Origin of the sequence: Planctomyces sp. SH-PL14, from assembly GCF_001610835.1 — a bacterium.
Taxonomy (GTDB): Bacteria; Planctomycetota; Planctomycetia; order Planctomycetales; family Planctomycetaceae; genus Planctomyces_A.
Window position 1 is genome coordinate 2,263,396 of record NZ_CP011270.1, and the last position, 25,003, is coordinate 2,288,398.

At 65.7% G+C, this 25,003-nt stretch carries 17 protein-coding genes; 5 read left to right on the forward strand and 12 right to left on the reverse strand.

The window, feature by feature from the left end; all coding sequences use genetic code 11:
* Nucleotides 1–37: 37 nt before the first annotated feature.
* The 11 genes from VT03_RS08845 to VT03_RS33310 form a co-directional block, all read right to left on the reverse strand.
* A complete protein-coding gene (locus tag VT03_RS08845) occupies nucleotides 38–1,000 on the reverse strand; it encodes a DUF1559 domain-containing protein (RefSeq protein WP_197489262.1) in 963 nt (320 codons plus the stop codon).
* A gap of 82 nt (nucleotides 1,001–1,082) precedes the next feature.
* Nucleotides 1,083–1,469 carry a hypothetical protein gene (locus tag VT03_RS08850; protein WP_075092645.1) on the reverse strand — a complete coding sequence of 129 codons (387 nt, stop codon included), beginning with the start codon at nucleotides 1,467–1,469 and terminating at the stop codon, nucleotides 1,083–1,085.
* A gap of 704 nt (nucleotides 1,470–2,173) precedes the next feature.
* Nucleotides 2,174–7,348: a M56 family metallopeptidase gene (locus tag VT03_RS08855; protein ID WP_197489263.1), complete on the reverse strand. Its 5,175-nt coding sequence runs from the start codon at nucleotides 7,346–7,348 to the stop codon at nucleotides 2,174–2,176.
* Between the two features lie 50 nt (nucleotides 7,349–7,398).
* The gene (locus VT03_RS08860; RefSeq protein WP_075092647.1) at nucleotides 7,399–7,815 is read right to left on the reverse strand and encodes a BlaI/MecI/CopY family transcriptional regulator; all 417 of its coding nucleotides are present in this window, start codon (nucleotides 7,813–7,815) and stop codon (nucleotides 7,399–7,401) included.
* Between the two features lie 368 nt (nucleotides 7,816–8,183).
* Complete coding sequence (locus VT03_RS08865) at nucleotides 8,184–8,594, reverse strand: IS4 family transposase (protein ID WP_075092648.1); 411 nt, start codon at nucleotides 8,592–8,594, stop codon at nucleotides 8,184–8,186.
* Complete coding sequence (locus VT03_RS08870) at nucleotides 8,591–9,619, reverse strand: IS4 family transposase (RefSeq protein ID WP_075092649.1); 1,029 nt, start codon at nucleotides 9,617–9,619, stop codon at nucleotides 8,591–8,593. The genes VT03_RS08865 and VT03_RS08870 overlap by 4 nt, the downstream gene beginning before the upstream one ends.
* A gap of 253 nt (nucleotides 9,620–9,872) precedes the next feature.
* Nucleotides 9,873–10,571, reverse strand: a complete 699-nt coding sequence (locus tag VT03_RS08875) for a YggS family pyridoxal phosphate-dependent enzyme (protein WP_075092650.1) — start codon at nucleotides 10,569–10,571, stop codon at nucleotides 9,873–9,875.
* Nucleotides 10,572–10,693: 122 nt separating this feature from the next.
* Nucleotides 10,694–10,975, reverse strand: a complete 282-nt coding sequence (gene rpsR / locus VT03_RS08880; protein ID WP_082846058.1) for a 30S ribosomal protein S18 — start codon at nucleotides 10,973–10,975, stop codon at nucleotides 10,694–10,696.
* A gap of 176 nt (nucleotides 10,976–11,151) precedes the next feature.
* On the reverse strand, nucleotides 11,152–12,867 hold the full coding sequence (locus tag VT03_RS08885; protein WP_075092651.1) for a glutamine--tRNA ligase/YqeY domain fusion protein: 1,716 nt from the start codon (nucleotides 12,865–12,867) through the stop codon (nucleotides 11,152–11,154).
* A gap of 442 nt (nucleotides 12,868–13,309) precedes the next feature.
* Nucleotides 13,310–14,593 carry a putative sugar nucleotidyl transferase gene (locus tag VT03_RS08890; RefSeq protein ID WP_075092652.1) on the reverse strand — a complete coding sequence of 428 codons (1,284 nt, stop codon included), beginning with the start codon at nucleotides 14,591–14,593 and terminating at the stop codon, nucleotides 13,310–13,312.
* Between the two features lie 123 nt (nucleotides 14,594–14,716).
* Entirely contained in the window at nucleotides 14,717–16,198 is a 1,482-nt protein-coding gene (locus VT03_RS33310; RefSeq protein ID WP_156514365.1) for a hypothetical protein, read from the reverse strand.
* A gap of 377 nt (nucleotides 16,199–16,575) precedes the next feature.
* Here VT03_RS33310 and glgB point away from each other — a divergent pair, with 377 nt between their 5' ends.
* Nucleotides 16,576–18,549, forward strand: coding sequence for a 1,4-alpha-glucan branching protein GlgB (glgB, locus tag VT03_RS08910; protein WP_082846059.1), 1,974 nt, complete (start codon nucleotides 16,576–16,578; stop codon nucleotides 18,547–18,549).
* A 371-nt stretch (nucleotides 18,550–18,920) separates the two neighbouring features.
* Here the strand turns inward: glgB and VT03_RS08915 are convergent, their stop codons facing one another.
* Nucleotides 18,921–19,832, reverse strand: coding sequence for a hypothetical protein (locus VT03_RS08915; protein WP_075092657.1), 912 nt, complete (start codon nucleotides 19,830–19,832; stop codon nucleotides 18,921–18,923).
* 670 nt (nucleotides 19,833–20,502) lie between these two features.
* Between VT03_RS08915 and VT03_RS08920 the strand changes: the two genes are divergently transcribed.
* The 4 genes from VT03_RS08920 to VT03_RS08935 all read left to right on the forward strand — a co-directional run bounded on the left by VT03_RS08920 (nucleotide 20,503) and on the right by VT03_RS08935 (nucleotide 24,805).
* Nucleotides 20,503–21,426, forward strand: coding sequence for a UbiA family prenyltransferase (locus VT03_RS08920; protein WP_075092658.1), 924 nt, complete (start codon nucleotides 20,503–20,505; stop codon nucleotides 21,424–21,426).
* A 248-nt stretch (nucleotides 21,427–21,674) separates the two neighbouring features.
* Nucleotides 21,675–22,358, forward strand: a complete 684-nt coding sequence (locus tag VT03_RS08925) for a zinc metallopeptidase (protein WP_075092659.1) — start codon at nucleotides 21,675–21,677, stop codon at nucleotides 22,356–22,358.
* Between the two features lie 350 nt (nucleotides 22,359–22,708).
* Nucleotides 22,709–24,199, forward strand: coding sequence for a DUF4339 domain-containing protein (locus tag VT03_RS08930; RefSeq protein WP_075092660.1), 1,491 nt, complete (start codon nucleotides 22,709–22,711; stop codon nucleotides 24,197–24,199).
* A gap of 135 nt (nucleotides 24,200–24,334) precedes the next feature.
* A complete protein-coding gene (locus VT03_RS08935) occupies nucleotides 24,335–24,805 on the forward strand; it encodes a peroxiredoxin (RefSeq protein ID WP_075092661.1) in 471 nt (156 codons plus the stop codon).
* The last annotated feature ends 198 nt before the right edge of the window (nucleotides 24,806–25,003 follow it).

Genomic DNA, 25,003 nt, shown 5'->3' on the forward strand with positions numbered 1-25,003 from the left:
GGCTCGGGATCACAGCTGCGGAATCACACGTATGGAGTCATGGAGTCCCGATGTCATTCCCAGCCCGGCTCCCGAGGGCCAGCCGGAGGGCGTCCGCCATGTTGTGGCTGTAGAAGGTCACCGCCCCATCCATCATGAGGAACTGCGCCCCTCCGGCGTGAGGGCTGCTGAACCCGATCCGCTTCTGGTCGTCGGTGCCGGCAATGTTGATCGGCATGCCGAACGAACCGCAGAACGTGTTATGGTTGTTCTGCGAATACTCGCTCCCCAGGGCGAAGAATTCGAGGGCCGTGCTCTGGGTCGGTCCCCGCCATCGTTCGCCAACCGCCACGGTGTTGCTGGTCCCGTCCTGGAAGTCGGACGTGCTGAAGGCGGTGTTCTGGTTGAACGCCCCGTTGTGGCGGGTCGTATCGCCGTTCCCGTTCACCCCGGGAACGTTGTCGTCGCCGTGGTTGCGGTTCTCGCCCCCCTTCGTGCCGGCCGGGTTCCCGATCGTGCCCGAGATCGACACGCCGTAGTTGACGGTCATGATCCCCGGCAGCGCCGCCATGTTGCCGCTGTCGCGGTCCATCGAGGCGACTCCCTCGGAGGTCGGGACCGAGGGACACCGGTAGGTCTCGATCCGCAGCTTGCGGGCCTCCAGGTTGTAGCCCGCGTTCCAGCCCAGCCCTTCGCCGAACGAGAGCTGGTTGTAGATACCGGCCTGGTCGACGTACGGGAGAATCATCGCCGACCAGTGGGTCGCCCGGCGGTTCAGGATCGTCGGGGTGTTGTCCTGGTTCAGCGTCTTGTAGCAGGCGGCGGGGAACCGGGAGTGCGTCTCCAGGTAGCTGTGGAGGGCGACGCCGATCTGCTTGAGGTTGTTCTGGCAGTTCGACCGCCGCGCCGCTTCCCGGGCCTGCTGGACGGCAGGGAGCAGGATGGCGACCAGGACCGCGATGATGGCGATCACAACGAGGAGTTCAATCAGCGTGAATCCAAGGCGCTTGGAACCAGGCATGGGCATCTCCAGCAGACGGGACAGACGGACGGGAGTGACAAAGGGGCCAGAACGGCCAACTAGACGTGGAGGAAAGATGGCGTTACCGAACGAGCTGGATCTCGACGGGATTGTCCCCCGGCTTGACCTCGACAATGAGGTCGTCGGGGCTCTTCCCCGGAAGCTTCCGAGCGGGATCGGGAGACCCGATGGAGACCTTGTGTTTGCCGACGACGGCGCCGTCCTTCTCGATGTAGGTGTTCAGATGAAAGGACCCGTCCGTCTCCACCTGACCGGTGGCCGCCTTTCCGGGTTCCTTGTCCTTGTCGTCCTTGGGGACCGGGGAGAACGTCACGGTCCCGAACGGGACCGGCTGTCCCTTGAAGGTCACCTTCCCCTGGACCTGTCCGGTCGTCCGCGTGTCTTCCTGGTTACCGCAACCCAGGGCAAAGGTGGTCGCTGTCAGCGCGAGCGCGAAAAGCCATTTCATGAGAACCCGCCTCCTCGGAAAGAGATCCGTCGATTGACGGCCGGGAATGGCTCCGACTGGGTGCGACTGCGAGCCGTTGGCCAGCGGCAGCAGCAAGCCCCGGGGAGCTTGGGACGATGTGGTGGACAGAAGGGAACGCGAACGAGCGGCGCGCAGCGGCCCCGTGCCTGGCGATTGCTGAATGGCCAACGAGACTGACTTCGGAACGGACCGTGACTGGTCCGGCCGTCCGTTCAACAGGGAAGTGACCGAAGTCCGAAGTGTTTGAGGGAGAAAATCTCCGATCTCGAAAAAATCGAGGGAGACGAGACGCGCCGGATCAGAAGAGGTGACGCCACTCCGGGAGAACCCGGAGGCCAACACTCAACTCCAACGTCCCCCCCTACCGGGTCCAGGGGCACCCTGGTGGGGGATGCAAGGGGGCAACGCCCTCTTGCCCGCCGGAGGCCCTCTCGTCGAGAGGTGTCTGAAGGAGTGAGTGTCCAAACGCGGACGCAGTGCCGGATGCCCCTCACCAACCCGCGATGTCTTCAGAGCGAGCCGTGAGTCCCCAACGCCGGTTTCACAAAAGGGACGCCCGTCGTCTACCACGGTTCCTCATGGAAGTGCCTCCGGCGGCAAGGGGGCGAAGCCCCCTTGACCCCAGCGGCCGTCGCACGTTGGGTTTGAGCAAACAAAGCTGCGTCGGCATCGAAAAGCCAACATCAACGCCCCGATGTCGCCCCCTCCCCCAGTCGATCGAGCGCCATCCCCGCATCGCCAGCAAGGACACCCTTCGGCTGGCGATCAAGCAGCGTCCGGATCAGCCCGCGGCCCCGCGGGTTCCCGAGCAGCCCCAGACCAATCGCGGCCCCCTCACGAACAGACAGCTCAGGATGATCCAGAAGCTCGACCAACCGCGACTCGTAAGCGGCGTCGCCCGAATGCCCCGCCAGACGGCACAGGAGCCCCAGCCCTTCCACATCCTGCCCCTCAACCAGCAGCCGTTCGAAGTGCGACCGGTACCGGCCAAGGACCTGAGCCGCCTCACTTCGCTGACGTTCCGGATGCTGCTCGTTGACCCGCAGGTAGCCAGTCCCACCATCGCGGTAGAGCTCATAGAGCCCCGCCCGCCAGATCTCGACGTGCGGACTCGCCAGGAGCCGATCGATCGGGAAGACGGGCCCGTCATCCATGAACCGTCCCCACATCGATCCGACGGGCCCCCCGATCACTTCGCTCTTCAGCCCCAGGAGCACATGCGACGGACGAACCGCCTCCGGAAGCGTTCCCAGGTCAACGACGACATCCTGAACGTACGGGGAATCGATCACGCGACAGGTCAGGGAGGCTTGCCCCGACGCCAAGGGACGCCCCTCCTGATCCAGCAGAACCACCGCCGCCACGGACGATTGCTCCGTCAAGTACGCTTCGCTGACGACCTTCAGCGTCGCGCTCCACTCCCGGGCGTCGTTCCGGTGAAGCTGCACGGACCGGAGCCGAGTCTTGCGGCCCTCATCCGCCGCCACATCGACCAGCACCGCCCGATCCAGCACGGCCGAGGCGGCGGCCGTCCTCGCAAACGCGGCCTGGTTCGCCTGGGTCGTCGCGGACGTCACCCCGTCGGCGGTCACGCGATGCAGGGACCAGCCCAGGAGGTGCTCGCCGAATCTCGGATAGTTGAGCTTCACCCACACGCGCTGCTGACCATCCCAGACGGTCCTCTTCAACCCCTCGAACTCCGGCCGCGTCGTGAAGTCCCCATAGGAGACGAGCGAGCGCTCAAACGCCGTCGCCTCCGGCGGCAACGTCCGATCGGTCAGGGCCTTCACATCCAGCGGCAGAACTTCCGGCGCCGCGTCCTCCAGAACGTCCACCCGCTTCGGAGGCTGGCCGCCGACGCGGATCGAGTCGACATAGGCACCATTCCGGCCACCCGGCTCGATCGCCTGAGCAAAGAGCCAGGACCGGTCCTCGACGAGTTGAAAGCGGAAGTCCATCTGGCGCCGCGACGGCCGCCCCGCGCCCGTCGATCCGTACTTGGCGTCGCGAAACATCGCCTCCAAATCCAACCCGGTGTGGGTGATTCGCATCGGGACGAACTGCCCGGCCTCCGGTTCCCGATAGTCGAGATAGCGAATCTCGTCATCGGAGAAACGTTCGAGAAGCGGCCGCCCCGTATCGTGATCGATGACGAGGAGCGTCTGCTCCGACCGGCTGCTGACGTATCCTCCGACGTAGGTCCCCTGAATTCCAATCCCCATCTGCCGATTGACCGGCGGCCCCACAATCACCGCCACATCCACCCGCCGTCCATCGAGGCTCGCCTCAAACTGGATCGGTGCCCGAAACTCCTTCGGCGCAGCGATCATCGCATCCAGCGCGGACCGGTACGTAATCCCGCGCAGCGCGTTCGCGTTGTTCGGGTCCCGGGTGGAATGCTCCGTTTCTTTGTAGTTCAGATGGAAGCGGTACAAGAGCTCCGGAAGCGCAGACCGATCGGGATCGATCCAGAGCCGGCTCGATTTCCGGATGCGGCTCAGGAACGGCTCGGCCGGACGCGCGAGTGATTCGAAACCGGCGATCGGAATGGCGAACGTATCGACCGGCGCTCCCTGCTTGTCGTAGAGCGTCACCGTCAAAGGCTCCGGCGACGCGATCCGGGCCGGCAGTTGTGGGACGACGAGTTCAAGACAGAGCGGCTGAAGCAGCGGCAGTCCGCCCGGTTCCCACCCGAATCGGTCAATCGTGAACCGGAGCGATTCGATCGACCGGCAGACCGGATCGTCCACCCCCGTCCATCGCAGGGGAACGGTGTCTCCAAGGTTCAGCGGGAGGACGGTATTCGAAACCGGCTGCGGCTCCACGGCGGGCTGCGCCAGCTCGTCGATGGCGGCCTGCAGCGAGGCGAGGTGGCGATCGACGTCTGGGGCGGCCACATCCCACTTCAGATCGACCAGTTCTTCGGTCTGCGGCTCCTTCCCGTCGAACCACGATCGTCCTGCTTTCAGAATCCACAGCGGCTCGACCGGCATGTGGAACTCGTACTCCACGTGGAACTGGTGCCCGGGGATCTCGATCGTGATCCGCCCCGGAACGGAGCGTCCGTCGGGCAATTCGATCCAGCGGTCGAACGTGATGGTCCGGGAATCCTTGTCCAGATCCGCCGACTCCCGGAGGATCCGTCCCGTCGCGTCGTCGATCAGGAGATCGGTCCGACCGGCGAAGAGGTCATGCACGTAGGACCAGGAGGTCGTGTGGAACATCGCCCCGGCGTTGATCCGCCGCCGGTTGTCGCGAAACGTGGGATGCATGAAGTTCGTCTTGAGCGTCAACACCGTCTGGCCTGGTTCGCCCGGCCGGGCATCGACGACGAAGTAGCGGTCCGGATGCCGCCCCCAGTCGAGAGCCACGAAGCAGGTCCGCGTCCCCATCAGATGCCCCCAGCGCTCGTCATCCCCCTTCTCGAGGGCCGTCGGCGTCCGGCGCGGATACGGCGAATCCGGGCGGCGTGTCAGCACATCGCCCCCTGACGTCAGGGCCCACAGACGCCCGACTTCCTCCGGACCTTGCTTGTCCTCGCGAAGCAGCACCTCGACGGAGCAACTCCCATCGCGCCGCCACGAGAAACGCTCATCGAGCCGCGCCGGGGCCATCCGGTGGGTGAACTGGAGGTTCGCCAACCGGCTCATGTCCGGCCGCTGCCAGGCGCGGTTCCGCTCGAGCACCCGGGCCGTGTCATACTTCGCCCCCCGCTCGACCGCGGCTTTCTCCCGTTCCAGGACCGCCGCCATCGCCGCCGGCGCCGCTGGCCAGCCGGCTTCCGCCACAAGACGCCCCCCCGCCGCATCAAGCGGCTGGGACTCCTTCCCCAGCTTCAATTGTTTCCCGTCGTCCGACCACTCGAACGCGTGATCGACTTCCGGCCGGTCGTGCGCCAATTGCCGCAGTCCCGTTCCGTCGCGGTCCACCACCCACAACTGCCAGTCCGACAATCTCGTCTCCCCCTTCCGATGCCGCGCGAGAACTTCGAAGGCGATCCGCCGACTGTCGGGGGACCAGGTCGGCCGGACGGCGCCGACCGTGAACGATTCGCCGGTCTCCTCGATCGAGACGGTCTGTCCCGGAGGCGTGACCTGCCGGAACTCGCGGCGGGCGACGTTCCAGATGCCGATGCGACCGTCGGGCTGCCCGTCGGCCCGATGGCGGTCGGTCACACAGGCGATCTCGGTCCCATCCGGAGACCACGCGGGGGCGTGCCCCAGGACGCCGGTCGGATCGACCTCGCCGGTGACGACATCGATCATCACCAGCGGATAGTCGACGACGTATCCGGCGGCGTGCCCTGTCGCGATCTTCCGCGAGTCAGGAGACCAGCAGAACCCCATCCGGATCGTCTTCCGGCTGAGTTGCCGCAGCTCGCCCGACTCCAGGTCGACCACAAACAACCCGGTGACTGCCTGACCGGGTGACGGAACACGACCGACGAACGCCACCCGCTTCCCATCCGGCGAGAGATGCTTCTCGCTGATGTCCCAGGCGGCCGGGAGAGAATCGATCCCCAGCGGCCGCGCGGCGGAGACCGTCAGGCGAGCACGATACAGGTCGTCCGCTTTCGGCCCGGCCGGCGCGTCGGGCTTGGCCGCGGGAACCGGAGCGGCGGTGTTCCTCGGCGGGGGCTCCTGAGCCACGACGGCGCGCTTCAGTCCAGCGCTGCAGGCCATCACGCCCGCGATCGCGAGCATGACAATCGCCGATCGCGAAAGGCGCGGCGAAGTCCCTCCCTCGAACAGCCGGGTGATCCGCTGCTGAAGCTGTTCGAGACCGGTCAACCCCGTCGCCGGAAGTCCCACGTTGCGGCGCGAGAGCAGTTCCACGGCCGCCACCAGGCCGCGGGCGTAGTCGGCCGCCCGCTCCGGCCATGTCCCGATGAGGCAGGCATCGCAGGCCTCTTCTTCCGCCTCATGCAGCCGCCCCCGAACCCAGTACACGGTCGGCAGCCACCAGAAGCCGACTGTCGCCAGCAGCTCCAGGAACCGGATCCAGTGATCCCGCCGCCGAACGTGAATCAGCTCGTGCGAGAGCAGCGTCGCCAGCACCTCGCGCGGGAGTTCCTCGACAAGCGACCGGGGGAGAAGAACCGTCAGCCGCCCCACCGGCCACAGGGCCGGAATCACGTTCCCGGACGTGACGACAATCCGCGGCAAGCTCTTCAACCCCAGATCCCGGCCGACCTCCCGGCCCGCTTCGATCAGGTCCGGCCCGGCCGGCTCCGCGTTCCGGAGCCAGCTCCGGAACCGGAGCGTGCGATACAGGACGATTAGCATTCCCAGGAGCGATCCCCCCAGCCACACACCGCCAAGGAGAGTCGGGAACGAGACCACCCCAACCCGCGGGCGTCCCGCGGCAGGAACCTCCTGAGTCACCAGCGGCGATTGATCCCGCGGGGCCGACGCCGCAACGGCGGACGTCGCCGGATGAGTCCCCACCGGCACGCGCTCCTCCGCCGGCCTCATCGCCGGGACCGCCTCAACGAGACCGCTCCGCGGGGGAGGGACCACGGAATCGCTGCCGCCCTTGGCGTACTCCGGGTGAAACAGCGGATCCGGTTCGACGGCGCCCGAAACATCCGGGCTCGCGAGAGCGACCGGGCCGACCGGCCCCGCACCCTCTGAACGAACACTCGCCGCCGACCGGGAATCTTCCAGCGAAGGGAGGGGCACGGCGAACCGCCACCCCGGCAACGGAGGCAGGAGCAGGCGGACCAGGACCAGCACCCACAGGGCGTGCAGCAGGACCGGAGAGGTGCGGGGGCGGAGTCGCGCGAGCACCGCCACGAGGATCGCCAGTCCTGTCGCCAGGAGGGCGTTTCCCATTCCCCATTCGAGAAGTGCAGCCATCGTCTCACTCCCTCCTGAACGCATTCCGCGTGAGCCCAACTCCGAGAGAATCACGACCGCCGGCGCCGCCCCGGCTCCTTGCGGGTCCGGGCCTCGAGGTCCTCCACCAGCTTCCGCAGCACGTCGACGTCCTCCGCGGAGATCGACCGCGTGTGCAGCAGGCCCGTCAGCAGCGGAGCCATCGAGCCCTCGCAGACGGTGTCGGCCAGGTCCTGCAGCCGATCCCCGACGAACTGGCTGCGGTCGATCGCGGCCCGAAACCGATGCGTCCGCCCGTCCCGATCCCGCGTCACCAGCCCCTTCCCCTCCAGCCGCTCCAGAAGCTTCTGAACGGTGTAATACTGCGAGGTCGACGCCCCGCCATAGAGCCGATCGGCGATGTCGCGGATCGGCACATCCGGCGACTCCCAGAGGACCTGCAGAACAGCGAGCTCAAACTGCGTCACGGCGGGCGAAGAGCGGGACATCAGACGGCTCCAGACAAAGTCAACCTGACTTTTATCCTGACCAGAGCCGCTGTCAAAGTCAACTTGTCTTTGTCTTGCGAACGACGCGAGCACAACGGGTGGCGTCCGCCCTCCCGACTGAGCCGCAGACCGAGTGTTGCCGGTCGTCCGGTGCACCAGAGCGGCACGGAGGGACAGTCTCCGGAGTGGCCGAGCCGTATTTCTGAACGCTGAACGCGTTGAACAATGCAGCCTGAGGCAACGCCCCAGGAATGGAGGTCGCGTTGGTTCCAAGCCCCGAGGGGGCGCCACAACAACCGGCGCTGTCGCGTCCCTTCAGGGCTTGCCGATCCTCCACGCGATCAACCTGGGGCGTTGCCCTCGTTCTTCTACACATCTCTGTCTTTGCCGGTTCCGGGGCGGAAGATGTCCCGGCATTGGGCCATATCGTGGGCTCGTTGCAGGCCCAGCCACAGCGTTTGCGGCCCCGGTTCGTTCTCTTTGCGGTCCACGAAGCCACCCAGTCTCGCCACCAGACGGATCATCGCCTTCAGCTTCGGCGGCTTTTGCGGCGGCCACTTCCCCGTCACCACCCGATACACCGCCTTCCATTCGCTCGGCTCAAAGAGCGTTTCGCAGTCCAGATCCGGGAACGCTCGACCCAGACGGCATAAATACAGCGTCCGCCATCCCACGATCAGCGAGAGCGCCAAGGCCGGCAACACTTGATCCACCGTCTCGAACCGCCGCTCTTCGATCCGGCAGCCCGACTTCAGCACCCGGAAGAACACTTCGATCATCCACCGCAGCGTGTAGTCCTCCAGAACCCCAACGCCTCGTCGGCCGACTGGACCGGTTCGCTCGTCAGCAGCAGCCACTCGATGGCCGGCTCCTCGGCAGGGGGATTAACCTCGCTTGCCAGTACCACATTCAGCGTGACCTCCGACAGTGTCCGGTCGGGACGGGACGGAGGACGCAGCGTCACCCTCGTTGAGCGGACCTCCATTACCGCCATGCGATCGTTACGGGACTGGCGACGAGACCGTTGATCCGTGGAGATCCTGGCTTTCCTGCCCCGCACCGCGATCGTCTTGATGGTGAGGACCGGAGCTTTGAGAACTTCGGCCCGCAACCGGGCTTCACCCCAGTCATCCGACACCACAGCCCGATCCTGGCAAGCGCGCAGGATGTAGCCGCAGGCCGCCCCGGAGGTCTCTTCCAGCACCTCATAGATGTCCGACTCGCTGTCGGCCACCATCAGGAAACGGGTTCCAGGAACCTGTGCGGCCAGTTCTCCCGCGGCCCGCAGCGCCTCCACCCACCGCATGCTCTCCTTCTGCTCGATCGGTATCTGCGCCCGCTCGCTCCGCGTCATCGACTGGCTGGTCTGTGGCTTCTCCTCGCGATTCCAGACCTTGGCGTGAACAATCCCCAACGGGGTCCCGTCCGGGGTGAAGCCCATCAAGGGATGCAGGAACATTCCGAAGCGGGAGCTTCCATCCAGCGTTCCCGCCCCGCGGACCTGCTGGTTGGGCCGGGTGAGATCGATCTCGGTCGTGTCCTGAACAAGCAGGACCCGTTCCTGCCCTGCGATCCTCCGCCGGGAGGCGTGGACATGAGGATCCAGGACATTGTCGAAGTGGACTTTGTCGTTATCGAAGAAGCGGTAAGCCGCCGCCATTTGGGCATAGCCTTCGCAGGCGGCCGGGATGCTGACCGCAGGAGCGGCGCTGAGATGATCGAGGATCAGTCGCATCCGGTCATTGAGTCTCTGGTCGCCCAGGTGGACATCTTTCGTCTCCTCCAGAACCCAGTCGGGCAACATGGCCATTCATCCTTGTGCGGCTTCGAGCTCCAATCTGTCCTGAGTGTCGCCAATCTCCCCTAATCAGCCGAGACTCACACAAACTTGTGTAGCAGAGCAAGGGCGTTGCCCCAGGCTCAGTTGTCTCACGCCGTTGGCGTGGCTGGCATCGAACGACCAGCCTTCTGGCGGAGTACACCTGAAAACAAGGGCCTCCTCGGGCGGGGGCATCGTCAGGACCCGTGAGCCCGAAATCCCTCGCTGCAGCTTCGGGCTAGTGGGTGGGGGAGAGGCCTTCGAAGAGACGGCTGCCGACACGGACCATTGTTGAGCCCTCCTCGATCGCCACAGCGAAGTCGCCACTCATTCCCATCGAGAGTTCGCTCAGGGCGATTCCCGGTTGGGCCGAGGCCTGGAGTTCGTCGCGGAGTTCGCGGAGGCGGCGGAAGACGGGGCGGGCGGTCTGGGGATCGTCCGTCAGGGGAGCCATCGTCATCAGGCCGGCGACGGTGACGTTCTCGACTGCCTGGATCTGCGGCCAGTCGCCTCGCACGGTCGCGGCGGAGAAGCCGTCCTTCGACTCCTCGCCCGAGACGTTGACCTCGAGCAGGACGCGGGGGGTCAGCCCGAGTTCCCCGGCGATCTCCCCGATCCGCGCCAGCAGTTTGAGAGAGTCGATCGAGTGGATGCAGGAGGCGAACGGCAGGACGGCCCGGACTTTGTTCCGCTGGAGGTGGCCGATGAGGTGCCATTCGGCACCCTGGAGCGTTCCGGCCCGCTCGATGAGTTGCTGCGGGCGGTTCTCGCCAAGAGCTGTCTGCCCGAGGGCCACGAGGCCGCGGACCCAGTCCATCTCGGCGTACTTCGTGACGGCGACCAGCCGGACCGAGTCGACGGGGCGGTTCGCCCGCTCGCAGGCAGCGGCAATCTCGGCCCGGACCGCGGTCCAGTTGGATGTCAGCCGGTCGGACATGGCGGTCGGAGGCGGGGAACTCGCGGAAAGTTCCGCGTGCCAACGAAAAAGGGCACGTCGACTGACGTGCCCTGAAATCTACAGTATGTCGCAGTGACCAGCGGCCCTGTGACCAACAGCGATCATTCGTCGGAGACGAACGGCAGGAGGGCGATGAACCGGGCCCGCATGATGGCCTGGCGGACGGCCCGCTGGAAGATCGCACAGGTCCCCGAGCGGCGGCGCGGCTGAATCCGGCCTTCCCGGTCGACGAGGGTCTTCAGGGTCTTGGTGTCTTTGTAGTCGACGTAAACCGGGCGGGGAATGTCCCCACCGCCGGTGAAGCGGCACTTGACCTTCTTCTTCAGGCGCGCCCGCTTCTTCCGCATCTTCTTCGGGTCGTTCTTCTGTCGTGGAAGCGGCATCGATCAATCCATCCAAACGCGGGAAAACGGGAAGGGAAGATTATGAGAAGGTGGGCGGGGAATTGCAACTTCAACGGGGCGAGAAGCTGTCAGCTCTCAGCGGTCAGCGGTCAGCGAGGAAAAATGCAGGCCACCGAGCCGTTTTCCCTCCGTCCCTAGACCCTGGTCCCTAGTCCCTAGCCCTTCTTCTGCACCTTCGCCCACGTATCCTTGAGGGTCACGGAACGGTTGAACACTGGTTTGCCGGGCTTGTGGTCGACGCTGTCCGGCGTGAAGTAGCCGAGACGCTCGAACTGGACGGGTGTTCCGGTCTGGGCGGCGGAGAGCGACGGTTCCAGTTTGGCGTTCGAGATCGTCTCGAGCGACTTGGGGTTGAGGTAGCTCTTCCAGTCTTCGCCTTCCGGGACCTGGCTCAGGTCTTCGATCCGGCAGAGGTGGTCGTAGAGGCGGACCTCGGCGTCCATCGCTTTTTCGGCGCTGACCCAGTGGATCGTCGCCTTCACTTTGCGGCCGTCCGGGGCATCGCCGCCGCGGGTGGCCGGGTCGTAGGTGGCGCGGATCAACGTTACGTTGCCGGCGGCGTCCTTCTCGACCCCCGTGCACTTGATGAAGTAGGCCCACCGCAGGCGGACCTCCTTGCCCGGCGAGAGCCGGAAGAATCCCTTGGGCGGGGTTTCTTCGAAGTCCTCGCGCTCGATGTAGAGCTCGCGGCCGAAGGGGACCTTCCGGGAGCCGGCGGAGGGGTCTTCGGGGTTGTTGACTGCGTCGAGTTCTTCGGTCTGGCCTTCCGGGTAGTTCTCGATGAGGACTTTGACCGGGCGGAGGACCGCCATCCGCCGCTGGGCGATCTTGTTGAGGTGATCGCGGAGGGCGTTTTCGAAGACGACCATGTCGGTCAGGCCGTTGTACCGCGTCACTCCGATCGTTCCGCAGAAGTTGCGGAGGGCTTCCGGCGTGTAGCCGCGGCGGCGGAGGCCGCGGAGGGTTGGCATCCGCGGGTCGTCCCAGCCGGAGACCATTTTCGCCTGGACCAGTTCCAGCAGCTTCCGCTTGCTCATGACCGTGTAGGTCAGGTTGAGGCGGGCGAACTCGTACTGGTGGGACGGGAAGATGCCGAGCTTGTCGATGAACCAGTCGTAGAGCGGGCGGTGGGTTTCGAATTCCAGGGTGCAGATCGAGTGGGTGACCTGCTCGATGGAGTCGCTCTGGCCGTGGGCGTAGTCGTACATCGGGTAGATGCACCACGCGTCCTTGGTCCGGTGATGGTGGGCGTGGCGGATGCGGTAGAGGACCGGGTCGCGCATCATGAAGTGCGGCGAGGCCATGTCCATTTTGGCCCGGAGGACGTGGGTGCCGTCCGTGAATTCGCCTTTCCGCATCCGGCGGAAGAGGTCGAGGTTTTCGTCGACTTTGCGGCTGCGGTAGGGGCTGTCGACGCCGGCGGTCGAGGGCGTGCCGCGGCCGCGGCTCATTTCTTCGGCGGACTGGCTGTCAACGTAGGCGAGGCCTTTTTCGATCAGTTCCTCGGCCCACCGGTAGAGCTGTTCGAAGTAGTCGGAGGCGTAGTAGAGGCCGTCCCACTGGAAGCCGAGCCAGCGGATGTCGTCCTGGATGGATTCGACGTATTCGGTGTCTTCAGTGGTGGGGTTGGTGTCGTCGAAGCGGAGGTTGCATTTGCCTCCGAATTCTTTGGCGAGGCCGAAGTTGAGGCAGATCGACTTGGCGTGTCCGATGTGGAGGTAGCCGTTGGGTTCGGGGGGGAAGCGGGTCTGGACGCGTCCGTTGTGTGTGCCGGCGGCGATGGAGTCGGCGACGATCTGGCGGATGAAGTCGAGGGGTTTCTCGGGTGTGTTCTCGCCAGCGGGGGTGTTCGGGTTGGCGGCGTCAGACATGAATCCGTTCTCGGGTTCGGCAACACGGGTGGCATGGGGGACCGAGGCGGTCCTGCCTGGGGATTCTATGGAAGGTTGGCTGGAATGCGAATTCGAGATTGGTGCGCCTGCCGGCACGACGTTTTAGCTCAAACCCAATGTGCGACGGCAGCCGGGGTCAAGGGGGTCTCACCCCCTTGCCGCCGGAGGCGCTTCCATGAGGAACCGTGGGGCGCAACGGGCGTCCGCTTTGTGCAACCGGCGTTTCGCGGTCCCCGCTCGCTTTGGAGTCCCCGCGGGTTGGTGAGGGGGCATACGGCAAGGTGTCCGCGCTTGGATACGCCCTCCTTCAGACATCTCTCGACGAGAGGGCCTCCGGCGGGCAAAGGGGCGTTGCCCCTCTGCACTCCCCACCAGGGGGAGCCCCTGGACCCCGGTATGAGCTTGATTTGTCTGCGGGTGGTCAGACCCTGGCTGCGTCTTTGCGCTGCATTCGCTCGACCGCGGACAGGCGTTCGAGGCGTGTGTCGTCGTGAAGCCTGACCAGCATCCGCTCGATCGCCGGCGTCAACATCCGATCCCTACGGCTCATCGCCACCCGCGCCGCCGCCAAACCCGGCTGAATCCCCCCCGGAATCTCGTCCAGCCGGCCATGCCACAACCGCATGAACGACGGAATATGCTTCGGCATCAACTCCCCCGCCGGCAACAGCATCGACATCACCCCGATCGACGAGCCGGTGTTAAACAGACTGCACAACGCCGTCTTCGTGTGATCCCCAATAAAACAACCCACCTTCGTCGACCCGGAGTCAATCGGCACACCGGACAGCGGGACCGTGACCGCCGAGTAATCATTCTTCAGATCGCTGTTCGAGGTCAGCGCCCCCAGGTTCACCCACGACCCCACATAACTGTGGCCCAGGAATCCGTCGTGGTACTTGTTCGAGAAGCCGTGAACGACGCTCTCCTCGATCTCGCCTCCAATACGGCAGACCGGCCCGAAGCTGCATCCCGCTCGGACATTCGCCCGGAAGAGCTGCGTCTTCGGCCCGACATAACACGGCCCCTCCAGCCGCGTAAACGCCTGGACCTTGGCTCCGGCATCGATGTAAACCGGCCCCGAGCGGGCGTCGATCACAACGAACGGGTCGACGTCCGCCGTCAGGTCGACGTGAACGTTGCGGTCCTCACCGAGGATCGCCACCTGGGCGCTTAGGTTCGCCTTCTTCGGGCTCTTGATCCGCGACCGGAAGTCCGCGGCGAGCTGCTCGCCGTTGTGATGAACGATGTCCCACGGGTAGCTGACGAGCGTCCCCTCCGCCGCGACCGGCCGGCGGTGCCGCGCGATCTGCGCCAGCGACTCGTCGACCGCCTCGGACCGGAACGCCAGTCCTTCCTCGGCCGTGAGCGTGAGGTAAGCGACCGTGTCGCCGATGACACCGACCTCATCCGCTTTCGCCGCGGCGAGCGCGCCAGGTGCCGGGAGGTAACGGCCGTTGATCAGGAACGTCGTCCCCGTGGTCAGCCAGTGCTCATCGTTGACCCGCACCGCCGGGTGCTCTTCGCGGTAGACCTCGGCGAGGTGGGGCCGGCAGAAGGCGCCCCACTCCGTCGGCTGGACCTGCCTGAGGACCCGTTCCCGGTTGGAGAAGTGCCCGCAGAGGAGCTCGTAGACGGGACGGGTGAGGGCGAGCGGCTGGAAATGCTCCGCCCGGCTGTCTTCGAAAAAGGCCACGCGCTGCATGACGACGATCCGGTGCGGAGGCGATGGGAGGGAACGAAGCGCTCGCTGTCAGCGACCAGCTTTCAGCGGAACCGTGAAGGCATGGAGAATGGACGCCGAATTCCAGGAATCGAGCCAGCCGGCTCAGGCCGCCTTGTCCTCGTCGTTGACCGCGGACGACGCGCGGGAGGCGGCTCTGCGGCGTCGGCGGGCGAAGTGCGGGGATCGCAGCATCTGCTGCGTCGCCTGCTCCATCCGGATCATACGTTCGCCGAGGTATTCGACGCGCGTGGAAACCTCGCTCGACGTCTGCTGCATCCCGCCGGAGACGAGAGTGACGACGCCGAGGAACAGGAGCATCTGTCCCGCCGTCGTCACCAGGAACCCGGTCGAGGTGTAGCGGCCCACGCCCCCGAAGTAGCCCCACAGAACCATCGTGGTCCCGACGGTGAGGACGGCCACGCCAATGTAGGCGACGAGCTGCCCCCAGATCGACTCGGACCGGCCAGTCTTCTGTGGGTTCTGCGCCAGATACGTCTGGAGATCGAAGTGCGGGGCGGGGATTGCCGCCTCGGCCCGGTCCACGCGGCGCCGCGGACGGCGTTCCTGGGCGTCGGCGGCGGAGCCTCGGCGGGACTCAGAGACGTGTGCGGCCCCCCTCTGGGAGCGGGCGGTCCTGTGTTCGCCACGCGGCGCGCCTTCGGGGCGGGCCGGGGAGGAGGCTGTCGCGGATCGTGGCGATGTCGATGCCTGAGGGAGTCCGCCGGCTGACTCGGCGGGGGTGAGGTTGAAGATCGCCTTGGGGGGAGTGATCGGGGCCGGGGGCGCTGTCGGCTTGGCCGGGGCCGACGGGTTGCCCGGTGTGGGGGGCGCGGTCAGGGGGAGGGCGATCGACTTCGCATCCCGGGAGGGGAGGGGGGCGGCGACGGACGGCTTCGCCTGTGCGCCGTTCGCCTCCTCTGGAGCGTGAGCGGAGTCGGCCCGCCACACGGTCTTGGGTTTGGCGGTGCGGGCAATCGCCGGGCGGTCGAGCATCTTCCGCGGCGGAGGTCCGACGGGCGCGGGAGGGCCGGCGGGGCGGGCAGAGTCAGAGGACACGAGGGCGGGGGCGGGGGCGGGGGACGCCGGTTCGGGCGACCCTTGGGCGGATGGCGCCGCGGGCGGGGCGGGGGACCGCTCCAGGCTGATCGACGGGATTCCGTCCGCCGGAGGGCTGGCCGGAGCGGAGGCGGCACTTGCGGTGGCCGGGCGTCCCTTGATCAGGGCGGCGACGGCGTCGGACGATACCGGGAAGGCCTTGCGAAGCTCGTCCGCGAAAGAGGCCGCCGGCTTCTCGGTTGTCGAAGCCGTGACCGGAGCGGGGGCGGCGGGGCTGGAGGTCAACGGAACGTTGCTGGCGATTCGCTCGGGCGCTGGAGGCGCGGAGGGACTGGCTTCGGCGGCCGGCACGGAGGCGCCCTCCTCACGGGACCAGCGCTCCAGCAGTTCGCGGGCGCTGCGGATCTCGGGGTGCTGCGAGGGCGTGTAGACCTTCTGGATCTCGTGCCCGCACTGCGTGCAGTTCAGCGACTGGCCTCCCGCTGCCAGTTCGGCCGCCACGTCGGCATGACACCGGGTACACCACATCCTTGCTCCCCCTCCCCTTCGCGGTCCTGAGTCCCTGGACCGGGCGATGCTGTTCGCGATCGAGATGCCTCTCGGCGGAAAGGAGATCCCGAGTCGGGCGGAGTATGTGCAAAATTTGCAAAATCGGACAAGACGAATGTCGGGAGGCGATCTGCGGAAGGCGGAAGACCTCAGACAGAAGGTCGAGGGGGAGGGGCGGACGTGGGGCGGGAAGCCTGTTTGATCGCGAAGAACAGCATTCGGACGCAAACGAGAGGCCGCCCCCGAAGTTCTTTCTACCTTCCGCCTTCCGCCGATTTCCGCCCAGATCCTTGTTCCCGTTTGCGCCCCGTTGCTTTAGGATCTGGCCACGTCAGACCCTCGTGGATGGACCGAACATGTTGCAGGGACGTGCCCTTACGACGGACTCCGCCGTCCAGCGCCCCCGCGGAGTGCCGGAAACGAAGGGAACTCCCAACCCCGAGTGGCGGGCCATACAGCGCGGCATGAGCAACACCTCTTATCTGCATTTTGGCGCCCACCTCGAAGTTCAGAACGGGGTGAGCGGGGCCCGCTTCCTGGTGTGGGCTCCAGACGCGCGCGAAGTCTGCGTCATCGGCGACTTCAACTCCTGGACCCACGGCGAGGACTACCTCAACTCCAGCGACTCCGGGAACTGGTGGGGCTTTGTCCCCGGGGTGAAGAAGGGGGACCGCTACAAGTTCAGCATCCGGACGAAGGCGGGGGATCTTCTCGAAAAGGCGGATCCCTACGGCTTCTACCACGAGGAGCCTCCCCGCACGGCGTCGCTCATCTGGGACGTCACGGAGTTCGACTGGAAAGACAGCGCCTGGCTCGAGAAGCGGAAGAAGACGAACTGGTTCGAGTCGCCGATCTCGATGTACGAGGTCCATCTTGCTTCGTGGAAGCGGCCCTGGGACGGGCGGAAGTACCACACGTACCGCGAGCTGGCGGAGATGCTGGTCGAGTACGTCCAGGAGATGGGCTACACGCACATCCAGCTCATGCCGATCACGGAGTACCCGTTCGACGGCTCATGGGGCTATCAGACCGTCGGCTACTTCTCGCCGACGAGCCGGTTCGGCACGCCGGACGACTTCCAGTTCTTCATCGACTACCTGCACCAGAACGACGTCGGCGTCCTGCTCGACTGGGTTCCCGGCCACTTCCCGACCGACGCCCACAGCCTGGGCCGGTTCGACGGGACCGCTCTCTACGAGCACGAGGATCCGCGGCAGGGGTTCCATCCCGACTGGAACACCTACATCTTCAACTACGGGCGGATGGAGGTCCGGAACTTCCTCCTCTCGAGCGCCCGGTTCTGGCTCGACACCTACCACATCGACGGACTCCGCGTGGATGCGGTCGCGTCGATGCTGTACCTCGACTACTCCCGCTCCCACGGCGAGTGGGTTCCCAACAAGTACGGCGGTCGGGAGAACATTGAGGCGGTCAAGTTCCTGCAGGACATGAACGTGGCCCTGCACGGCGAGTTCCCGGGGATCCTGACGATCGCCGAAGAATCGACCTCGTGGCCCGGCGTCACGCGGCCGGTCTATGACGGCGGCCTCGGCTTCAGCATGAAGTGGGACATGGGGTGGATGAACGACACCCTCCGCTATCTCTCGCGGGAGACGGTCCACCGCCAGTACCACCAGAACGAGCTGTCGTTCCGTTCGCTCTATCAGTTCACCGAGAACTTCCTGATGCCGCTCTCGCACGACGAAGTCGTGCACGGCAAGAAGGCGATCCTCTCCAAGATGCCGGGGGATGCGTGGCAGCAGTTTGCCAACGCGCGGCTCCTGTACTCGTATCAGTACGCCGCCCCCGGAAAGAAGCTGCTGTTCATGGGAGGGGAGCTCGGCCAGTGGACCGAGTGGAACCATGACAGCCAGCTCGATTGGGAGCTGCTGAAGTACCCGGAGCATGCGGGGCTCAACCGCTGCCTCCGAGACCTGAACACGCTGATGCGGCAGGAGAAGGCGCTCCACGAACTCGACTGCAACTCCGGCGGGTTCTCGTGGGTCAGCGCCGACGACGCGACGCACAGCGTCTATGCCTGGTGCCGCTACTCCAAGGACCGCTCCGAGGTGCTCCTGGTCGTCATGAACATGACGCCGGTGCCGCGGCATGAGTATGCGATCGGTGTTCCGATCGCCGGGCAGTGGAAAGAGATCTTCAACAGCGATGCCCGGATGTACGGCGGGACCGACGTCGGCAATGGCGGCGTGGTCGAGACCGAGACGGTCCCGATGAACTGGCAGGAGCAGAGTCTGCTGCTGACGCTGCCGCCGCTGGGGATGATTATCCTCAAGGCGGAACCGGTGGTCGCGCCCGCCGTGAAGAAGTAGGCGTCTCGGCGTCTCGAACTACGTCCTTGCCGGCGCGGCTCTGTTAGCTCAAACCCAACGTGGTACGGCAGCCTGGGGTCAAGGGGGCCACGCCCCCTTGCCGCCGGAGGCATTTTGATGAGGAACCGTGGAGCACAACGGGCGACCGCTTTGTGGTCCCAGCTATGAGGACTCCCTCAATCCACACCGCTCGCTTCGCGATCCCCGCGGGTTGATGTGGGGGCATCCGACACGGCGTCCGCGTTTGGACACGATCTCCTTCAGACATCTTCCGACGGCCAGGCCTCCGGCGGGCAAAGGGGCGTTGCCCCTCTGCACTCCCCACCAGGGGCGTGGCCCCTGGACCCCGGTTTGGCTTGCGCGAGGGACGATCACCTGATGGCCGAAGTCGTTGCCGGCTGCGCCCCGATCTGCGGGGCGTGGGCAGCGTGGATCGACTTCGTCAGCTCGACCAGCTTGCCCGCGTCTTCCTTCTTCACTCCGTCGAGCTGGCCGGAGACTTCATAGATCCAGTCCGGACGGACCTGGCTTGCCTCGTCCATCATCCGCAGGAAGAGCGAGACCTCTTCGAAGTTCTTGTCCATGATCTTGTTGGTCACCGGCGCGATCGTCCGGGCGACGAAGTCGACCGCCTGCGACGGAAACGAGATGAACATGTCGGCCTGCTGCGTCACCAGGGAATTCCCCAGCGAGTCCTTCTGCGTCGTGACCTGCAGGTGCATCAGCCCGGCCCCCTTGATCGGTTTCGGCAGCAGAGGGCTGGTGAAGGTCCCGGTGCAGACGACGAGGCTGCTGGACGGGGTGCGGTAGAGGACCTCCATGTCCCCGACCGTCCCGTCGCCGGCGTCGCATGTGTATTTGCCGGGCGCGGTCTTGGTCATCTTGAGGCCCGAGACTCCCATGGCCCGCCAGATGCTGACCGCGACGTCCGGGTGGTCGCAGAAGTAGCCGTGCATCCGCGGATCAGATTCGCAGCGGATCTTCGGCAGGCGGCGGAAGAGGCTGACGTCCTGAAGGACGGCGTTGGCCTTCTGCCGCTGCTCCGGCGTCAGCCTTTGCAAGGGGAGCGACTGGAGCGCGAGTTTGCGCTCGTCCCGTCCCGACGTCCCCGCGTTGAGCGTTTCGACGCGGATGTCCGGAACATCGCTGGCGATCAGCCCGGCGGAGCATGAGACTCCGAGCACGAGGGCGGCGACCCGGATCGTCCACGTCCACCGTTGAACCTGTGGCGGACGTGACGCACCGGGCGCGCGGACGCCCTGAAAGGCGGTCGCCTGGACCATATCGCTCCCCTTCCCCTGAGCGAAACGGCACGCCCCCGTGCTGATCCGGCTGTCGGCTCCTGTTGGAGCCTCCCCCCTCCGGATCATCCGGGCAGACTGAACGGCGGCCTATCGCTGGCTGCCGCGGGGATCGCACCCCGGAAAAGTCTGCCCAACCGTTCGCACTGATACCATCGGCACAACCGCGATGGGTTGATCAAGGGAAAGTCGTTCAAAGGGGAGAATACGGAGGCCGGATCGGCGGGACTGGCCGGAAGTCTCGAAATGTGTCCATGCCGGCACGGCTCCCATAGCTCAAACCCAACGTGCCACGGCAGCCGGGGTCAAGGGGGTCACCCCTTGCCGCCGGAGGCGCTTTCATGAGGAACCGTGGGACGCCACGGATGTCCCTTTTGTGGGACCAGCGTTGAGGACTCCCTCACATCACACAGCTTGCTCTGCAATCCCCGCGTGTTGGTGAGGGGGCATACGGCACCTTGTCCGCGCCTGGACACGTGCTCCTTCAGACATCTCTCGACGAGAGGGCCTCCGGCGGGCAAGGGGGTGTGACCCCCTTGCATCCCCCACCAGGGTGCCCCTGGACCCGGTGAGGGGAGAGATCTCGCGCTCTCCCTTCCGCCTTCTACCTCAATCTGCTGTCATGGCCGTTTCCCCCCGTGAGCCACGCCACATGCGGTCCTACCTCCAGCTCTGCCGTTTTCCCGCCGTCTTCACCGCCCTCGGAGACATCCTGCTGGGGTACCTGCTCGTCCGGTCGACACTCACCCCCATCGTGAGCGTCGCGGCCCTGCTCGTGGCGACCGCAGGCCTCTACCTCTCGGGAATGGCCTGGAACGACATCTTCGACCGCGAAGAAGACGCCCGCGAACGCCCCAAGCGGCCCATCCCCTCGGGACGCATTCCGCTCCGGTCGGCAACCGTGTTCGCTTCCGGACTTATGGGGATCGGCCTCGCCGCGAGTGCCGTCGCCGGCGTTCCCTCGCTCTTCGTCGCGCTGATCCTCGCCGGATGCATTCTCCTCTACGACGCGTGGCTCAAGCGGACCCCCATCGGTCCGGTCGCGATGGGGACCTGCCGCTTCCTCAACGTGCTGCTCGGCGCGAGCGGCGGCGCGGCGACCTTCGCCGACGTCTGGCGGATGCCGCAGATCTGGGTCGCCGCCGCTATGGGGATCTACATCGCCGGCGTGACCTGGTTCGCCCGGAAGGACTCCGGCGAGAGTCCACGCGGCTCGCTCGTTGCCTCGGGCTTCGTCGTCAACCTGGGCTTCCTGGGACTGGCGGCCTGGGTCAGCGGCGCGGCCCTGCGGTGGGGCTTCGGGGATCCCGTCCTCGATCCGCCCGGCGAATGGAACCTCGTCCTCGCCCTGGTGGTGATTGCGATCACGGTCAACCGCCGGATCGTGCTCGCCGTCGGTGATCCAAGCCCGCGAGTCGTGCAACTGGCGGTGAAGACAATGCTCCTGACCCTGCTGGTCCTCGATGCGCTGCTGATCTACTACTACCGCGGCGACCCGGGGATGCCGTACTCGCTGGTCTGCCTGGCCATGCTGATCCCGGCCCTGTTCCTTGGGCGGTGGCTGACGATCACGTGATTGGTTCTCAGTGGTCCGTGGTCAGTCGTCAGTTTTCAGCCCGATCTCAGAACGGAAGACTGAGAACTGACAACCCCTCCACGTAACCCTTTGTCGCGTCAGGTCCTGCGAGCCTGTCGAAACCGAGAGAATCGGAGGCCATTTCTGTCGTCCGCCCGACGACGGCCCGCGTATTATTCTGTGCCGGAGATGAGACGGACATCATCTCCGTGCTTGAGAACTTCAAAGCACGTAAACCCACAACGACCATGATCCTCGACTTTCAATACTACTTGTTCCTCGCCCCCGCGCTGCTCCTCATGATGTGGGCGCAGTGGCGCGTGAAGTCCACGTTCGCGGAAGCCGAGCAGGTCCCCGCGAATCTGTCCGGTGCGGCGGCTGCGCGGCATATCCTCGACGCCGCAGGTCTGCAGGATGTCGCCATCGAGCAGACGCCCGGCATGCTGTCGGATCACTACGACCCCAGCACGCGGGTCATCCGGCTGAGCGACGCGGTCTACAGCCAGCGGAGCGCGGCGGCGGTGGGGGTGGCGGCGCACGAGGCGGGACACGCCATTCAGCACGCCACGCACTACGCCCCGCTCGTCTTCCGCAACATCGCGGTTCCGGCGGCGACGTTCGGAAGCAACATCTCGTTCATCCTGCTCATCTTCGGTGCGATCATGGGCTTCCGGCCCCTGATCTGGCTGGGGATCATCGCCTTCGGGATGGTCGTCGCGTTCCAGCTCATCAACCTGCCGTGTGAGTTCGACGCCAGCCGCCGGGCGAAGAAGCTGCTCGGTGAGATGGGGATCGTGGACTACGAAGGGGGTGTCGCTGTGGCCCGGACCCTCAACGCCGCGGCCTGGACCTATGTGGCCGGGACGCTCCAGGCGGTCCTGACCCTCCTGTACTACATCCTCCGCTTCACCGGTGGCTCGCGGGACGAGTAACCGCGGCCCGCGACAGCGGCAGACTGAGAGTCGGCACCGGCCGACGGTGAAATGGTCACCGTCGGCCGGTTTGCTTTTGGGCAGGTGTCGGTCGCCCGAAAGGGGCGCCGCGAGACGCAGAATCGGCTGGGAAGCGTGCGGGCCGGTATTCGGGTGGTCTTCGCAAAGGTCTAACTTGTAGCGACTTATGATCTTGGTGGGGCCTGCGGCCGAGCCGGGAATCGCGAATTTACGATTCCTTCCTTTGTTTTACCGGTATAGCAGGTGCATAATGTCGGCCCCACCTTGGCTGAGATTCAGTCTCAATCGAATCTGGCCGCCTCTCGCCCGCCTCGAAATGGGTTTTTGAAATGGAACTGAACTGGCTGTATCGCCGCCTCGGCGAAGACTTTGGGCCGGTGACGCTCGAGACCCTCCACGAACTGCTCACGACAGGGCAGGTCGATCCCGACGACCTCGTGCGCCGGGTCGATGAGACGGAATGGCAGCCGGCGACCTCGCTCCCGGCCCTGGAGATCGACTCCGACAGCCAGTTCGATCTCGACATCGGATCGATGCTGTCCGCCGCCACACGGGCGAGCGCCCGCGAAGCGGCCGTCGACCACACCGCCTGCGAACGCCGCAACTTCGCCCCGGTCCGCAGCGCGAAGAACAAGAGATCGGCTCCGGCCCCGGTCGCGACCCCGGAACCCGCAGCGGTTCCGGCGAACTGGTACTGCTCCTCTCTCGGACAGGTGCTCGGCCCCTACACCTTCGACGCCCTCAAGGAGATGGCGGTCGACGGGACTCTCTCCCCGACCGACGACGTCCGCGAAGGGGTTGAGGGGACGTGGCTCTCCGCCAAGCGGCTCCCCGAACTGTTCCCCAAGACTGCCTCGACCGGCAAGTCCTCCGACGAGATGGACGCCGTGAACCTCGATCGGGTCGAGTGGTTCTGCCGCATTGACGGCGACGAGTTCGGTCCGATGTCGCTGAACGACCTCCAGAAGCGGATCGGCGAAGGGACGCTGGACCGCAAGGACCTGGTCCGCCGCTCGTGGGGGGCCGCCTGGCTCCACGCGCAGGACATTCCCGGTCTGGCGTTTCCGGTGGCGGCCGCGGTCGCTGCGCCGGTGGTTGCCCCGGTCGCTGCGAAGTCCGCCGCTCTCGAAGAGACCAAGTCGTTCGCCCCGATCCGTAAGGACAGCAATCGGGAGATCGACGCCGTCCCCGCCGAGCGACCGACTCCGCGGCCCGCCATCGCCGAATCGACGCTCTCCAGCTACGCCGAAACGGCTCGCGCCGCGTCGCCGGTCGCGTCGTCCTACGGAGCTTCGTCCACCACGCCTCCTCCGAGCTATCGGCCGACGCCGGTCGCTCCCCCGCCCCCACCTCCGCGGGCGTCCCGTTCGAGCTCCGGCCCGTCGTGGAGTTTCTCGCTCCCGTCGGGGCTGCTGGACAATCTCAAGAACCCGAAGCTCCTGGCCGGAGCGGGGGGCTTTGTCGTTGTGCTGGCTCTCGTGTTCGGCGCCAAGTTCTTCATCGGGGCGCCCGGAGTGAAGGAGTTTGCGACGATCCAGGAGTTGTGGGACGAGGTCGACAAGGCGATCCAGTCCAACGCGGCCGACGGCGCGTTCCAGGAGATGAAGTCCAAGCACACCGCTGAGGTGAAGGCTCTCAAGGCCGCGATCGAGAAGAAGGCGAGCGCGCAGAACCGCCTGGCCCAGATCATCCTCTACTGCACTCGCGACCACCTGCCGAAGATCTACGAAGGCTCGGCCCCCGAACGGACGAAGCGGCACGCGATGATGAAGGCCGACATGCAGGAGGCGAGCGAGCTCTTCCAGCGGCATACGTCGTGAGACGTGAGGCTTGAGGCGAAAGGCTGAAGGTAGAGATCAGAAGAGAGTCGGTTGAGGGGTGCGCCGGGGCTGGCGCACCTCCGATCTCGGGCTGTGGACCTGATCCTTGATACCTGGCACCGGATACTTCTCCCTATGGCATCCCTCCAGGTTGGTGACCTTGTTCCGGATCTGTCGGGGACGGACCAGTCGGGGCGGACGGTCCGGCTCTCGGATTTTCGCGGGCAGTGCGTTGTGTTGTTCTTCTATCCCAAGAACAACACGCCCGTTTGCACGCAGGAGGCCTGCCGGTTCCGCGATCTCCATGAGGAGTTTGTGGAGGAGAACACGGTGGTCATTGGTGTCAGTGGTGACTCGGAGGCTTCGCATCAGCAGTTCGCCGACAAGCAGCGGCTTCCGTACGTTCTGATCAGCGACTCGGCGGGGACGTGGCGGGGGGCCTTTGGTGTTCCCCGGATGCTGGCGCTGTTTCCTGGTCGCGTGACCTATGTGGTTGATCCGGAGGGCCGGATCCGGCACATCACGAACTCCGCGATGAATGCGCAGCGGCATGTTGACGAGGCGAGGGAGGCGGTGCGGGCGATTCGGGGCCAAGCGGGCGGGTAGCGTCCCACGATTTTACCGGGTCCAGGGGCACCCTGGTGGGGAGTGCAGAGGGGCAACGCCCCTTTGCCCGCCGGAGGCCTGTCCGTCGAGAGATGTCCTGAAGTCGGGCGTATCCAGGCGCGGACACCGTGCCGTATGCCCCCTCACCAACCCGCTTGGTTTTCAGAGCGAGCAGTGAAATCGAAACGCCGGCTCCAT

Coding starts and splice junctions, on each gene's coding strand:
- VT03_RS08845 (WP_197489262.1), bottom strand. CDS start 1,000: ATGCCTGGTTCCAAGCGCCTTGGATTCACGCTGATTGAACTCCTCGTT.
- VT03_RS08890 (WP_075092652.1), bottom strand. CDS start 14,593: ATGCAGCGCGTGGCCTTTTTCGAAGACAGCCGGGCGGAGCATTTCCAG.
- VT03_RS08925 (WP_075092659.1), top strand. CDS start 21,675: ATGATCCTCGACTTTCAATACTACTTGTTCCTCGCCCCCGCGCTGCTC.
- VT03_RS08930 (WP_075092660.1), top strand. CDS start 22,709: ATGGAACTGAACTGGCTGTATCGCCGCCTCGGCGAAGACTTTGGGCCG.
- VT03_RS08875 (WP_075092650.1), bottom strand. CDS start 10,571: ATGTCCGACCGGCTGACATCCAACTGGACCGCGGTCCGGGCCGAGATT.
- glgB (WP_082846059.1), top strand. CDS start 16,576: ATGTTGCAGGGACGTGCCCTTACGACGGACTCCGCCGTCCAGCGCCCC.
- VT03_RS08870 (WP_075092649.1), bottom strand. CDS start 9,619: ATGTTGCCCGACTGGGTTCTGGAGGAGACGAAAGATGTCCACCTGGGC.
- VT03_RS08865 (WP_075092648.1), bottom strand. CDS start 8,594: ATGATCGAAGTGTTCTTCCGGGTGCTGAAGTCGGGCTGCCGGATCGAA.
- VT03_RS08850 (WP_075092645.1), bottom strand. CDS start 1,469: ATGAAATGGCTTTTCGCGCTCGCGCTGACAGCGACCACCTTTGCCCTG.
- VT03_RS08855 (WP_197489263.1), bottom strand. CDS start 7,348: ATGGCTGCACTTCTCGAATGGGGAATGGGAAACGCCCTCCTGGCGACA.
- VT03_RS08915 (WP_075092657.1), bottom strand. CDS start 19,832: ATGGTCCAGGCGACCGCCTTTCAGGGCGTCCGCGCGCCCGGTGCGTCA.
- VT03_RS08920 (WP_075092658.1), top strand. CDS start 20,503: ATGCGGTCCTACCTCCAGCTCTGCCGTTTTCCCGCCGTCTTCACCGCC.
- VT03_RS08935 (WP_075092661.1), top strand. CDS start 24,335: ATGGCATCCCTCCAGGTTGGTGACCTTGTTCCGGATCTGTCGGGGACG.
- rpsR (WP_082846058.1), bottom strand. CDS start 10,975: ATGCCGCTTCCACGACAGAAGAACGACCCGAAGAAGATGCGGAAGAAG.
- VT03_RS08860 (WP_075092647.1), bottom strand. CDS start 7,815: ATGTCCCGCTCTTCGCCCGCCGTGACGCAGTTTGAGCTCGCTGTTCTG.
- VT03_RS33310 (WP_156514365.1), bottom strand. CDS start 16,198: ATGTGGTGTACCCGGTGTCATGCCGACGTGGCGGCCGAACTGGCAGCG.
- VT03_RS08885 (WP_075092651.1), bottom strand. CDS start 12,867: ATGTCTGACGCCGCCAACCCGAACACCCCCGCTGGCGAGAACACACCC.